This is a genomic window from Clostridioides sp. ZZV15-6388, assembly GCF_020657755.1.
Lineage (GTDB): Bacteria > Bacillota > Clostridia > Peptostreptococcales > Peptostreptococcaceae > Clostridioides.
The window spans coordinates 1-15,180 of record NZ_JAGWCU010000054.1 but is presented as its reverse complement, the minus strand read 5'-3'; the positions used below and the strand labels follow the sequence as shown (position 1 = coordinate 15,180).

Annotated in this window: 11 protein-coding genes; 5 read left to right on the top strand and 6 right to left on the bottom strand. The window is 28.1% G+C overall.

Annotated features, from left to right (window positions below):
* The 3 genes from KGF48_RS19080 to KGF48_RS19070 form a co-directional block, all read right to left on the bottom strand.
* Positions 1 to 179: transposase (locus KGF48_RS19080; protein ID WP_227868456.1), on the bottom strand; the 179-nt coding region annotated here is incomplete at its 3' end.
* A 161-nt stretch (positions 180 to 340) separates the two neighbouring features.
* Positions 341 to 841 carry a GyrI-like domain-containing protein gene (locus KGF48_RS19075; protein ID WP_227868455.1) on the bottom strand — a complete coding sequence of 167 codons (501 nt, stop codon included), beginning with the start codon at positions 839 to 841 and terminating at the stop codon, positions 341 to 343.
* Positions 842 to 967: 126 nt separating this feature from the next.
* A complete protein-coding gene (locus tag KGF48_RS19070) occupies positions 968 to 1,879 on the bottom strand; it encodes a helix-turn-helix transcriptional regulator (protein WP_227868454.1) in 912 nt (303 codons plus the stop codon).
* 432 nt (positions 1,880 to 2,311) lie between these two features.
* Here KGF48_RS19070 and KGF48_RS19065 point away from each other — a divergent pair, with 432 nt between their 5' ends.
* Genes KGF48_RS19065 through KGF48_RS19055 form a run of 3 tightly spaced genes read left to right on the top strand, consistent with a single transcriptional unit; the run spans position 2,312 to position 4,960 of the window.
* Positions 2,312 to 3,163, top strand: a complete 852-nt coding sequence (locus KGF48_RS19065; protein WP_227830000.1) for a DUF3100 domain-containing protein — start codon at positions 2,312 to 2,314, stop codon at positions 3,161 to 3,163.
* 3 nt (positions 3,164 to 3,166) lie between these two features.
* Complete coding sequence (locus KGF48_RS19060; protein ID WP_227830001.1) at positions 3,167 to 3,637, top strand: hypothetical protein; 471 nt, start codon at positions 3,167 to 3,169, stop codon at positions 3,635 to 3,637.
* Positions 3,638 to 3,649: 12 nt separating this feature from the next.
* On the top strand, positions 3,650 to 4,960 hold the full coding sequence (locus tag KGF48_RS19055; protein WP_227839686.1) for a M20 family metallopeptidase: 1,311 nt from the start codon (positions 3,650 to 3,652) through the stop codon (positions 4,958 to 4,960).
* A 370-nt stretch (positions 4,961 to 5,330) separates the two neighbouring features.
* Here KGF48_RS19055 and KGF48_RS19050 read toward each other — a convergent pair whose 3' ends face one another.
* Positions 5,331 to 6,392 (bottom strand): GGDEF domain-containing protein, encoded by a 1,062-nt coding sequence (locus KGF48_RS19050; protein WP_227839685.1) that lies wholly within the window; start codon positions 6,390 to 6,392, stop codon positions 5,331 to 5,333.
* An 856-nt stretch (positions 6,393 to 7,248) separates the two neighbouring features.
* On the opposite strand from KGF48_RS19050, the gene KGF48_RS19045 reads away from it, so the two are divergent.
* Complete coding sequence (locus KGF48_RS19045) at positions 7,249 to 8,790, top strand: AbgT family transporter (RefSeq protein WP_227839684.1); 1,542 nt, start codon at positions 7,249 to 7,251, stop codon at positions 8,788 to 8,790.
* A 35-nt stretch (positions 8,791 to 8,825) separates the two neighbouring features.
* Entirely contained in the window at positions 8,826 to 9,932 is a 1,107-nt protein-coding gene (locus tag KGF48_RS19040) for a M20/M25/M40 family metallo-hydrolase (protein WP_227868453.1), read from the top strand.
* A gap of 285 nt (positions 9,933 to 10,217) precedes the next feature.
* Here KGF48_RS19040 and KGF48_RS19035 read toward each other — a convergent pair whose 3' ends face one another.
* On the bottom strand, positions 10,218 to 11,504 hold the full coding sequence (locus KGF48_RS19035; protein ID WP_227839682.1) for a transcriptional regulator: 1,287 nt from the start codon (positions 11,502 to 11,504) through the stop codon (positions 10,218 to 10,220).
* A 283-nt stretch (positions 11,505 to 11,787) separates the two neighbouring features.
* Positions 11,788 to 14,910 (bottom strand): bifunctional diguanylate cyclase/phosphodiesterase, encoded by a 3,123-nt coding sequence (locus KGF48_RS19030; protein ID WP_227868452.1) that lies wholly within the window; start codon positions 14,908 to 14,910, stop codon positions 11,788 to 11,790.
* Positions 14,911 to 15,180 lie beyond the last annotated feature (270 nt).

Sequence of the window (15,180 nt, the reverse complement as noted above, 5' to 3'; positions counted from 1 at the left end):
TGGTCAATATCATGATTCCATTCTAGCAACTCCACTCCATAATTTTGGGAGATATCTACAAATATATCTTTTAGTCTATCTGATATAGAGTTATCTATTACTTTTCTTCTATATTTTATACACATAATTAAGTGATAGTATAACAAAAATACTGAATGATTATTATTATCTAATTTCATTGTAATTACTTCCTTTCAGTTTTTACTACTGACTTTATAATACAATACATTTTTCTGAAAATCAAGTAAAATAAATAACCTATCGGTTAGGCTTACATCCTCCACCTCCTATGGCGAGGAAGAGGAATTTCGCCATTATAGGTTAAAATTTATCAATGAATTTATCTTATTCCAATGTAAATATGAACTTCTTGATTATTCATATCATATGTATTATTTTGATATTCCTCAAAATCACTTATATAAGTTCTATCAAAATCCATTTTCCAAAACTCAAACCAGAATTCTCCCACTGACTTTTGTATATCTCCTGTTATAGTGAATTTTGCATATTTACCACCTGGTATAACTTTACTTATAACAAATTCTCCACAAATATCTTTTTCATTAAATTCACTTAGATTGTTATCCTTATCATCTTCACTATTTACTTCACAACATGCTACAAAGTTATATGGATTTGTGAAATCACCTTGATAGTCTGTATATAAACCTATTGTTTTATCATTTTTTTTACCTTTTATAGCATTATAGATACCTTTCCCCATAAAGTTTTTCCATAATTCACCTATGTCTTTTACTGCTTGTCCATCGTTATTTGTAGTTTCTTTTGATACACCTACAACTATTTTTTCACTTATCTGTACTATTTCATAATCCATGCTTTATACCTCACTTTAGCTTTATTAATTACTTTTGATTACATGTTTCTTTAGTTAATTATAATTTATAAAATACGACATCTATATGTCATATATTTTAATATAATTAAATTTAGTAATAGTAACTTATAATGAATACATATTAAACATCTCTTTCAATCTATTTATAACATTATCTCTAATGAATTTAGGTTCAAGTACTTCAACACTATCTCCAAAAGATAAGATATATCCATAAATCCACTCTCCAATTGGGAATTCTGCAATTACATCATACGTATTATCTTCATTTTTAGTTATTAAATCATTGTTAAAATCATCAAAAACTCTATATAGCATCTTTTCTTTAAATCTTAGCCTTAGAGTTACAATATGTTCTTTAATTATTTTAGAGTCATCTAAACATGCCTCTTCAATCATCTTTCTTGAAAATAAGTCTTCTTTTACTACTAAGTTTTTCATTCTACTGATTCTAAATATTCTAAAATCGTCCTTTAATTTGCAAAACCCATACAAATACCAAGTCTTACTTTTATACATTAGCTTCATAGGTTCGACAGTTCTATTTGTCTGACTTGAAAAACTATTTACATAATCAAAATTTATAGTGTTGCGTCTTAAAATAGCATTTTTTATTTTTGTAAATTTATCATCCTCATTAAAATTACTTCCCCATTCAGTAAAATCTATTTCAATCCAGTTTGCAAAATTACTTTCTCCAAATATTGAACCAATTTTATCTACTACTGAATTTATTTCTGGATACTTTGTTACTTGCAATGTTTGAAGTGCTATTATTAGACTCTCCTTATCTTCCTTTGACAATATAGTTTTGTCTATAGAATATTCTTCTATTAAAGATATTCCTCCTCCTTTGCCTTTAGTCATATATACTGGTACCCCTGACATAGACAGAGTTTCTATATCTCTATATATAGTTCTTGTAGAAACTTCAAACCTCTCAGCCAACGCTTTAGCAGTAACTAATTTTTTATTTAATAGTATTACTATTATTTCTGTTAATCTATTTATTTTCATCTATTATCACCTACTAAAATTATTATATTTATCCTTATTTTCTATAAATTAACCATAGAGCTTTCATGTATTTTATTAAGTTGATTTTTCCCATTGCTTTAAACTTTATAATTTATTAATTTTACTATTATATTATTTATTTTAAAGCTTTTTATATTTTATTCCTACAATATTTAAGCAAATTTTTAATAAATAAATTTATATGCTAATATTTTGAAGTTATGTAATATTTTACATATTTTTTCGTTGACAATGTTAAATTTTTGATTTATCCTTAATTAAGGACATGTTATTGACATTTCTGAAACTTATTTGAAAAACAATTTTACTATATAATTCTATGTAACTTAGGAAAACGTATTATATTTAAGAAAACGTATTTTCTATTTCAAATTCAAATAAGTACAATATTTATTTTTTAGGGAGGCAATCATGGAAATTAATAAAAAACACTTTATTCAAGTCTTTTTAACTTGCTTAATCTTAGTAGTAATATGTGAATTTATAGGACAAAGAACCTTAGCTATTGGTTCAGCTTCTATAATACTATTTCCAATGCTTTATGCAGTTATAATCGGACTTATAATAACACCTGACTTATTGGGAAAAAAAATTAAAGCACTTAAAAAAGTTATTGGAGAAAAAGAAATCAATATTGCTGGTGAAGTTGTTGGAATTGCACTAGTAATGCTTGGTATAAAATATGGGACTACTGTTGGTCCAAACATCGATAAGATAATTCAAGCTGGACCTGCATTTCTTGCTCAAGAATTTGGTCACATACTTGCACCAATAGTTGCATTACCTCTTGCATTAATGTTTGGTATGAAAAGAGAAGCTATTGGAGCTACTGCAAGTATAAGCCGTGAACCTTCTTTAGGAGTTATATCTGAAAAATATGGAATAAATTCTCCAGAAGGTAGTGGCGTACTTGGTACATATTTAATGGGTACAGTTCTTGGTACTATATATTTTAGTGTGTTAGGCTCAGTGTCAATTTATAGTGGCCTTCATCCATATGCTTTAGGAATGGCTTGTGGTGTTGGTAGTGGAAGTATGATGACCGCAGCTGCTGGTTCACTTTCTACCATGGTACCTCCAGAAATGGCAGATACAATACTTGCCTATGCAGCAACAAGTAATATGATGTCTAGTATAACAGGAATTATATTCTTGGTCTTTGTATCTTTACCATTTACTAACTTTATGTACAAAATTTTAGAACCTAAATTTTCAAGAAGTAAAAAGGCTGAAGAAACAAAAACTACAAAAGGAGAGTGCTAATAAATGTTTGCTAATTTAGATTTAAAGAAAAGTTCATATCAATTATTGGTTATGTCTATTATTGGAGTTATAATTCTTATAGGGCAAAGAATTAGTGTTGGTACATCTATAGTAACAGCTTTTCCTGGAATGGTAATGTTAATATTAGCTGCTATGGCTGCTATGATTATAAAGGATTTATTTCCTAAATCAATATTTCCTGCTTTTGGATTTGCAACTATAATAGGTCTTTTACTTAGTATGCCATATAGTCCAACATCTGAAGTATTCTTAACTAGCACTAATAATATTAATTTTATGGCTATAACTACTCCTCTACTAGCTTTTGCAGGAATTTCTGTTGGAAACAAAATAGAAGCTTTAAAGGAAATGTCATGGAAAATAGTTATAATATCACTTGTTGTTTTTACAACTATATTCTTTGCATGTGCAAGTATAGCTCATATAGTTTTAAGTATTCAAGGTAAAATATAGGAGGAACTTATTATGAATAAAGAACAATTAAAATCTCTAGTAATAAAGACTATAGATGAAAATAAAGAAAAAATATTAGAAATAGGTCATGGAATCTACAAGAATCCAGAATATGGATATAAAGAGTATAAAACTACAGAAGCTGTTTCAAACTTTTTTGAACAAGAACTAAACTTATCTGTCGAAAAAAATATAGCTGTTACAGGATGTAAGGCAGATGCAAATTCTGGTAAAGAAGGTCCTCATATATCTATACTTGGAGAATTAGATGGTATATCATGCAAAGAACATAAAGATTCTAATGAAATAGGTGCATCTCATACTTGTGGACATAATATACAAATAGCTGGAATGTTAGGTGCCGCTGTTGGTTTAGTAAAAAGTGGAGTTTTAGAACATTTAGATGGTAAAATATCTTTTATGGCTACTCCTGCTGAAGAATTTATTGAATTAGAATACAGAGAACAATTGAAAAAAGAAGGAAAAATAACTTACTTTGGTGGAAAACAAGAACTAATAAAAAGAGGTTATTTTGATGATATAGATATATCTATGATGTTTCACTCTTCAGATTTAGGAGAGGATAAGGCTTTAGTTGGCCCTGAAAGTAATGGCTTTGTCGGCAAAAAAGTTAAATTTATAGGAAAAGAATCTCATGCTGGTTCTGCTCCACATGATGGAATAAATGCTTTAAATGCAGCAATGCTTGCTATAAATAATGTAAATGCACTTAGAGAGACTTTTAAAGAATCTGAAAGAGTTAGATTTCATCCTATCATCACAAAAGGTGGAGATATAGTAAATGTTGTTCCTGCTGATGTTCATATGGAATCATATGTAAGGGCTAGAACTATAAATGGCATGATAGATGCTAATAAAAGAATAAATAAAGCATTAATGGCTGGTGGAATGGCGGTTGGAGCTGATGTTGAGATAACTGAAATTCCTGGGTATCTACCAATATTAAGATACAAAAACCTTGATAACCTATTTAAAAATAACCTTGAAGATTTAGGTTTAAAAGGAAAGATTATCGATGGTGGAGATTTCACTGGTTCATTTGATTTTGGAGATGTATCTCATATAATGCCTACCCTTCACCCTATGATTGGTGGTGTAAAAGGTGCTCTTCATACGAGAGATTTTGAAATAGTTGATGAAGACTTAGCTTACATAGTTCCTGCTAAGGCTATGGCACTTACAGTTGTAGACCTTCTTTTTGATAATGCTAAGGAGACTAAAGGTATACTGGATGCCTTTACTCCAGTTATGACTAAAGAAGAATACTTAACATTCTTAGAAAAACACGACAAAACTTTATAGGTCCGTTAAAGATTGATTTATATAATATAAAAGGTGGTATATGTCATAGAGGCTATACCATCTTTTCTTGTATTTCATTTTTTTATAGCATATAATTATTGTCTTGTTTTTTTGCAAATAGATACTAATCGTAAAATTTATAAAGTTATCTTGAAGTATAATTGTAAGTGTGGTATGTTTTTTAATAAAATAGAAACTTGTTTCCCCCACTAAAACAGGAATTTGAAAAGAGATGTTTTCTTATATCTGATGATAATCGTAAAGAAATTGAAGCAGAACTATGTGGAAAAATCATAGATACACCAGGACATACCTCTGATTCAATTTCACTTCTACTCGATATAGATAGAAATTCTGATAAAATATTAAATCAGTTTATTCGATAACACCCTTTTCCTGCTTCCTTTGCTGCATAAAGAGCTTCATCTGCCTTACTATATAAATCTTCAAAATTAGTAATATTTTTATCACAGATTGAACATCCTAAACTAATATGAAATACATAATTATTCTGTGATAAATCTTCCATATTATTTAACGCATCAAATAATTTCTCAAAGTGCATTCTACACTTCTCCTCATTATTTAAATCCTTAGCGTAGATGGCAAATTCATCACCGCCTAATCTTAAAACTACACTATCATAAAAAATATTCTTTATATTATCAGCTACAGCTTGTAAATAACGGTCACCTACAATATGACCATAAGAATCATTGATATATTTAAAATCATCTATATCGATAAGAATAAAGGCTCCATACTTTTTTTCCTCCATAAGCTGTTCAATCATTTCAACACCAGCACCTCGATTATATATACCTGTCAATAAATCAATTTCTGATTTAGCTCTATATTTAATGTAGTTTTCTACACTTTCGATACGGTCATTTAGAATAAAAAAGTTGACACCTACAGATAAAAAATAAAAAATAACTAAATCAACTAAATCCGCCATAAACATATTTATATCCTTTGCTATAAAGCAACAAATACCATAGATTATAGCAGTTCCTGTTATGTAGAGAATAATTCTCCACGGTTTATCCAATATGAATAAAGGAAGTACACATATAAAGACCATAATCGTGATTGATGGTTCTGTTTTATCTAGAAAAGTTCCCATCAAAATACCCATTATCATGGCTGGAGTTAATGCCAAATAAAAGATAAGTGTTATATACTGAGAATGTTTTTTTAAGTAAAATTTAGAAATAATATAAAGAATAAAAAAGTATCCAAGTATAATAAAAAACTCTATATTAAAAGTAACAACTTCTGATAAAATCAATCCAAATACAAACACCATAGCTGAAATAGTGAGTCCTAATAATGATAAACCACAGAAACTTCGATAATTTCTCAATCTAATTTCAGATTTATACAAATTCATCTTCTTTGCTTTAAAATTCTTTAATATTGTTTCTAACATCATACCCCCCTTGTACATTACACACTCTCATTCACAAATTATTTAATGCTTCTACAGTTCAACTACTGTTAATACACTTATAAATAAACTCTCACATTATTTATTAATTTAAAAAGTGATTTAACTATCATATAGTACTATTACTCATATTTTTTCATTTCTATATTAAAATCAATCCAATAATTTCCAATTATATAAATTGATTATATTTCCAATATATTTTTTATAAAAATATAATAATATTACTATCTAGTTTACAAAAACATATAAATAGCTTAATATTTTTAATTTTATTTTAATATCTCTTTACTTATTATCGAATATATTATAGCATTCTCATATACAAAAGTCATTAAAAAAGAGTTCCTACATAGGTTATATTCATCATAATATAAACTTGTGTATTTTACTATTTCTCTACCATTCTTTAATCTTTTATATTTTTCATATATTATATTCTTATGACAATTTATCCTCTTACATATTATTTTTTAATTCTAACCCAAATACTCCACTTTAGCTGTTATAAAGTTTTGTATTTTATTAATTTATTCTTTTACTAACTTAATATTCCACTAGATTTTTATAAAATTTTGTTTTAAAATTAATTTTAAAGCGTATATATAATGTAGATAACTTAGATATAATTCGGCATCAATCTACTTAAAGCATATTTAATTAACACCACTCATCCAGAAAATTCAGAAAATTACATTGACATAGGAAAAAGTTTATTTTATACTTTTTTTAGGACACATTGTGGACACGTCTTAAATTGACAGTCATAATTTACATCATAAATTTGACCACAATACTCATTTTCAATATTATATTTTAAAAACATAGGGAGGATATTATGAATGATAACGTAGTTAAAAAGAAGAACTTTTTTGACAGAACATTAAACAGAATAGAAATTGTTGGTAACAAACTACCAGACCCAGTTACAATATTTTTAGGATTATGTGTACTTTTACTTATACTATCTAGCATAATCGGTTCTATGGGTATATCAGTAGTTCATCCTGGTACTGGTGAGACTATAACTGCTGTAAATTTATTAACTGTAGAACAACTTCAGATTTTATTAGGAAATATTGTTAGTAATTTTCAAGGCTTTGCACCTTTAGGGCTAGTTTTAGTTACTATGATAGGTGCTGGTGTTTGTGATAAAACTGGACTTATGACAGCAACAATAAAGGCATCAGTAAGCAAAATTCCTGAAACAAAAGTAACTCTTGTTGTAATGACTATAGGTATGCTTGCAAATATTGCATCAGATGCAGGTACAATACTATTCCCACCATTGGCTGCTCTTGTATATCTTGGTGTTGGAAGACATCCACTTATAGGTTTATTTTCTGGATATGCCGCAGTCTGTCTAGGATTTGCAGCAAACATCATGATAAGTGTTAACGATATACTTGCTGCAAGCTTTACAGTACCAGCAGCTCAGATGATTGATTCTGGATTTGAAGCTAATGCAACAATGAACTTATTTTTTATGATAGCATCAACTTTTGTATTAATATTATTGGCTACTTGGGTAACAGAAAAAATTGTAGCTCCTAGATTTGGTAAATACGAGGGGAATGCAGAGTTAGATGTTGATGGTAGTCTTAGCGATGTAGAAAAAAAAGGACTTAAAAAAGCTGGTATAAGTATATTAATATATGCAGCAATTATAATAGCACTTAGTGTAATTGGTCAAAAACCATTCTTAGCAGACCCAGAAACAGGAGATTTATTATCAAATAATGCTCCTCTTATGAAAGGTATGGTACCTATAATAGCTTTAGCCTTTTTTATACCTGGTGTTGTATATGGAAAAACTATAGGTAAAATAAAAAAGGATAAAGATGTTGTCTCTATAATGGCTGGTGCAATGAGTGATATGGGCGGATATATAATACTAGCATTTGCTGCTTCACAGTTTTTGCAATTATTTACAAACAGTAATTTAGGTTTAATACTAGCTGTAAAAGGTGGAGAGTTTTTGAAATCAGCAGGAATAAATGGTCCTTTATTATTGATAGGATTTATTATATTATCGTGCTTTATAAATTTATTTATAGGAAGTGCATCTGCAAAGTGGGCTATACTTGCACCAATATTCGTACCAATGTTTATGATGGTTGGATACAATCCAGCACTTACACAAATGGCTTATCGTATAGGTGACTGTATAACAAATCCACTTAGCCCATTATTCCCATACTTCCCTATTATACTAGCATTTACAAGAAAGTATGATAAGGATGCGGGTATGGGTACTGTAATAGCTAATATGTTACCATACTCTATATCATTCTTGATAGTATGGACTATACTATTGATACTATTTATGGTGTTTAATATTCCATTAGGACCTGGAATATTCCCTTCTTATAGTATGTAATTTATTTAATTTTTTTCTAAAAGGAGAAATGAGTTATGCTAAGTAAAAATAGACTTATAAATAATTTTATGGATATGGTTAAAATTGACAGTCCATCTAATCAAGAATTGGAAATGTCAAAATGGATAGTAAACTATCTAAAGGAAAGAAATATAGACGCTATTATAGATGATACTGGTGAAAAATATGGTGGTAATACGGGAAATGTCATCGCATATATAAAAGGCGAAGAAGGAAGTAGACCTCTTTGTTTATGTGCTCATATGGACCAAGTTCAACCTTGCTTAGGTGTAAATCCAATACTAGATGGTAACGTAGTTAGAAGTGATGGGACTACCACACTTGGTGCAGATGACAAAGCTGGTATAGCCGCTATCCTTGAAGCTCTAGAACATGTTATTACAGAAAAAATACCACATAGAGATATATATCTATGTTTTACAATTTGTGAAGAAGCTGGTATGCATGGTGTTAAAAACTTTAACCCTGATAATTTACCTTGCAAGGATATGGTGATTTTAGATTCTGGTGGAGCTATTGGTTCTATAGCATATAAGGCTCCTGCACAGGAATCTATAAAAATCTCTTTTTATGGTAAAAAAGCACATGCTGGCATAGAACCTGAAAAAGGTATAAATGCTATATTGGTTGCCTCTCATGCAATAAGCAATATGCATATAGGTAGAATAGATTCTCTGACAACTTCAAACATAGGTAAAATAGAAGGTGGTGGAGCTACAAATATAGTAACTGATAAGGTTACATTAACTGCTGAAATCAGGTCTCATATCCCTGAAACTTTAGAATATGAACTTAATCATATGGAAAAATGTTGTTTAGATGCTGCATCTAAATTTAATACTACTTACACTTTTGAACATAATATGTCTTATCCAAGTTTTGAACTTAGTAGAGACAGTCATGTTTTTAAATTAAGTGAGGAAGCAATAAGACAAGTTGGTGTTGTTCCAAATCCAATGGTAATTGGTGGTGGTAGTGATGCAAATATACTAGCTAATCTTGGATATAACTGTGCTATATTAAGTTTAGGGATGTATGATGTACACACAGTTAATGAATATGTAAATATAGATGAATTATATGATACTGCTAAAATAGTTTATCATATGATTAAATTATAATTATTATATATTCTTCTAAATTAGCATATCATATGTTTAGATTATAGATATTAGATTCTACTTTTAAATCAGTCTATCATATGATTAAGTTAAATAATGAATTATAAAAAATTAATGATAAATTAGAGTACTATCACTCATATAAATACTTTTATACAGTATTACTCTTTAAATCTCATAATTAAAAACCTATGTATTTTCGACTCTATAAGTACTATCTTAAAAAGTTGATTTACATAGGTTTTAGTGTTTTATATGACACTTGATACAATCTTATATAATATTTTAAAACAATATCTCAGTAATATTCTTTGGTCTTCCTCCACCAATACTAGTTTCTTTAGCACATATTCTACCTAGATTTGCACTTACTATTTTATTCAGTATACGCCTTGCACTTCTTTCACTTACATTTAGATATTCTGCCAATTCTTTTGAATCGTAAATCTTGCTTTTTCTATTTTCACTTATAGCTATGATTTTTGCTACTGATTCGCAACTCATCCCAGTTTTTTTAGATATTTCTATTACTTTTTCATCAGCCAATACTAGGGAGTAATTTAATTCATTTTCTGAGGCTAAAGGACCTCTTATATTTTCATCTTCATCTACTAAATATATACCAATCTCTTTTGAATCTATTGAATGTCTTAATGCTTTATGTGCATTATTTTCAGCTTGATATGCAGTTACCCCAGTACCAATCCCTATACTAAGAGAAAATCCCATGTCTTTTATATCTCTTTTTAGCTTAAATAATTTATCATAATTGTACTCATTATCAGCTACACCTTTATGAACAAATACTACATAATCATTTCTTCCAAACGAAAATAAAGAACCTTGAATACTTCTTGCATAGTTTACTACAAGCTTATCCATATCTGATTTTTTTATCATATCAGAATAATAGTTTTCTATCTTCTCTTTATAATCTATTAAACTCAATATTTCTACTGCAATTTGAGAAAATCTAGCCTCGCTTAGAGCATATTCACTCTTCACTTTTTCATAACTTTCTTTGATTAATTGTATAGTTGCTTGTAGGCGAAATACAGGATAACCTCTTTCCTTTAACTCATTGTACACTGCTCCAAAACCAGTTATCATTATCTCAGTCTTATTTTCTTCAAACAATTGTATATGCCACTTTGCAAGTTCAGATTCTCCTACTTCTACAGAAAATGGCCTACAAAATATACTTGTAGCTTCAATATCAAACTCTTTAAGTGCATCTTCTACAACATATCTATCAACTACATCTATACTAAATTTATCTAGCTTTATATTTGCACTCTTTATTGCCCAAAATGCTTTCATTATACTTGTCCCACTTCTTGGAACAAATGAATGTGGTTTACTTATTTCATATCTAGATTTTATAAACTCATAGACTCCACACCCTGTAAATATAATGGCATCACATTCATCTTCACATTTCGAAATAACTTCTACTGTATCTACTACTTTTTCTCTTACATATATTTTAGTTTCTAAATTGCTGTCTATCTGTTTTAAGTCTTCCTTTATCTTAAAGCCAGAGTCTGAAGGACCTATAATACCCACTATCATAAACTTCGCTCCTAATCCATCAATATTGTACTTACTAAAAAAATTATAATGTCATTGCTTTTTATTTTTTATTTAATTTATTATCTCACATTCTATATTTATGGTAAAGAATCTCTATACAAGCGTTTAGGATAAAAATGTCTGAAAAATAAATTTTAAATACTATAAATCCTATATATATTCAATCCTGAATTATTAATTGATTGAATATATACAGACTATCTTACATTTAATTTAGACAACCTATCACAGAATATATTATATTTAAATGAAGCATATTATTTTAAGTAGTTATTAGTTTACTATCTTGATGATTATAAAGTAAACTTTCAAAATCCCTACTTGGAATAGGCTTACAATAGTAATATCCTTGAATTACCACGCAATTTAAACTAGCCAAAAACTCTGCTTGCTCTTTTGTTTCTACACCTTCTGCAACTACATCCATTTTTAAGTCCTTAGCCATGGCTATAGTATGCTTTAAAACAATTTTTTCTCTTTCTGTAATTTCTTTTTCATTAAAAAATCCACAATCTATCTTTAATGTGTCAATATTTATATTTTTTAACATATTTAATGAAGAATATGCTGAACCAAAATCATCCATATTTAAAATAATACCATCTGTTCTAAGCTCTGCTATTATCTTAGCAAATAACTTTATATTTTTAATAAATAAGCTTTCTGTAAGTTCTAATTCCAAAAATGATTTTGGTATATTATATCTATTTATTAGACCTAAAACAATATATCTAAATTGAGGATTATACAAGTGTAATCTTGATACATTTACGGAAATAGGTACTGGCTTCTGACCTAAGTTTATCCATTTTCTTATTAAAGCACATACTTGCTCCCATATATACATATCTAGTTTAATGATAAATCCATTCTTCTCAAATAGTGATATAAATTTATTTGGAGGTATTATACCTTTTTCTGGATGTATCCATCTAACTAAAGCCTCTGCTCCTACAATTTTATTTATTTCAAGATTATATTTAGGTTGTAAGTATACATGAAACTGTCCATTTTCCAATGCATATTCCATTTCTCTTTCCATCTGTTTTTCTTCAATTGCATCATTTCTCATAGCTTCATCATAAAACATATGATGATTTATGCTCTGCTTCTTTACATTTTTATGTGCATATCCTGCCATTTCACAGGCATTTGTAACTGATATATTATTATCCAGAATCCTATAAATTCCAAAGCATGGTATTAACATATACTCAAATTGCTTTGTACTTAAATTTTTTGTAATTTTATAAATTAATTTATCTACATCTTTATCCTGATAGCACTCATAAAAAATGCAAAACACATCTGCATACATACGACAACAGATTCCCTTAGAAGTAATATTTTTTTTAATCAATTCTGCAATATATATTAATGCTCTATCTCCCTCTTGAATACCATAAATATCATTAATTACCTTGAACTTATCTATATCCATCATTATAGCAACATAATGTTTATCAGGATGTTTTTTAAGTAATAAGTTTGCTTGTTGACAAAAGTCTTCGTAATTATATAGCCCTGTCAATATATCTCTTTGTCTTTTACGTATTTGCATAATATGGTCTATATTTTTAATAGAAAGCAAAATATGTGTCTGATTTTCACCAAATTTATTTTTACTGATAACATTTAGGATACACATGGATGTCCAATAGTACCTTTTATCCTCTCCTAAACATCTACATTCAAAACTCAACTTTAAGTCCTCTTGCTTGTTATTTTTTGAATCATCAAGAAACTTTGAATAAAGATTAGAGTAAAATATAGCTCTATCATCAGGATGAACTATATAATTTCTAATATATAAAAATGTTTTTTGTATATTCTCTTTTACAGAAATTTTAAAAATATTGTTTTCTGATTGATGGATTGGAGTAATTAAATTTTTCTCTAAGCAAATATCTAAGATAATATCATATGTATTATAAACTAGTTTTTCATAAGTTTTAGAATATCCATCACTTGTTATACTGTCAAAAGGTTCTTCCGTCTCTAAATTTTCATATGTAGATAAAATTCTTTTTTCTGAACCAGTTAAATTGTTTATCCCCTCTACTTTATTGGTCTTTAGTTTATTTTTTTCATAATATCTTTGCTTATCTTGATACATTCTCTCATCAGCAATTTTAGCCAAGCTATGTATATTTATACTATCTTCACTCCAAATGCTTCCTATTGCTACACTATATACCCTAGTATCTTTAAACTCTTCACTTAACCAAGTAACCTTTTCTTCAAATAGTTGTTTTGAAATTTCCTCACATAATACAACAAACTCATCTCCACCAATACGATAAATATTATAGGAATGAAAGTATTTTTTTATAATTACACAGGTTGACACAATAGCTGAGTCGCCACTAGCATGTCCGAAGTTATCATTAATATCTTTTAATCCATTTATATCTATAAACACAACACCTATAGATTTAGCTTTATTGCTGTAAAAATTATCTATGTATTTAATATATTTATTTCTATTGTAAACTCCAGTCAAAAAGTCATAATAACTCATATGATTCAATTTATTTTCTACCTCTCTCTTTTTCATTTCAGTCAATAAAAAATAAGATAGAGAAGTCAAAAGAGATGTATCTTTAACAGCTCTATGTGGATTGTCGACTCCAATAAATCCAATAATTTTGTCATCTTGCTTTAATGAAGATGCTATTAAACTTTCAATATTTTGAGGTTTTAAAATTTCATACTCAATTGGTTGTGTTTCTTTTATACTTTCTATATTATCTAATATTATAAAACCTTTTTCATAAAATAATGAAAACCAATTTTTTAATGCTTCAATATCAATATCTTCAAGGAATTGTTTTTGTCCCTCAACACCTTGATTGCACCATTCATATGTATTATTTATCTTTTTACCATCTGATGACACTTCAAAAATATATGCTCTATCAGCCTTATGAAATTTCCCAATACTGCTTAATACAAGATTTATAGCATTTGAAAAATTAATTTCTGTTATAAGATGTTTAATACACCCAACTAGTAATTCTTTTATTTCCAATTTTTCCTCTATCGACTTACTTATATTTTCCTTATCAGTAATATCAAGAGCTATTTCCAGTCGTGCAGCTTTACCTTCCCACTTAATTAATTTATCTTTTAATATAAAATGTCTATCTATTTCAGTGTTTGTATTTTCCCATATGTAATATTCATCATCTTTCAAAAAAGAGTTAGTACAAAATTCACAAGGAGAATCTCTCCCTTGTAATGCTTCATAACATTTTCTATGAGAAATATCATCAAGTCCTAGCACCCTTTTCCCATTTTTATTAATATATAAAAGTTCATATGTATCCAAGGAGGAAACATATATAATTTCATCTAATTCATCTACTAAATTTCTCACACTCATTTATGTATAACTCCTTTTATCCAATTTTTTAAATTCTTGAAACTATGTCAAGTTTTATATTATAAAAATCATATTTTATGCTCATATCTTCATACAATATATAATATAAATATTTACATAAATAGTAAATAAATATTTATGTTATGAAAAATTAAACTGCTTTATTCATTTAGAAATACATAAGTTATCATTGCTATAAAAAAACACATTATACAATAAATTACAGTATTGTTATTATAGTTATATTAATAATATCATAAAGACCATTAT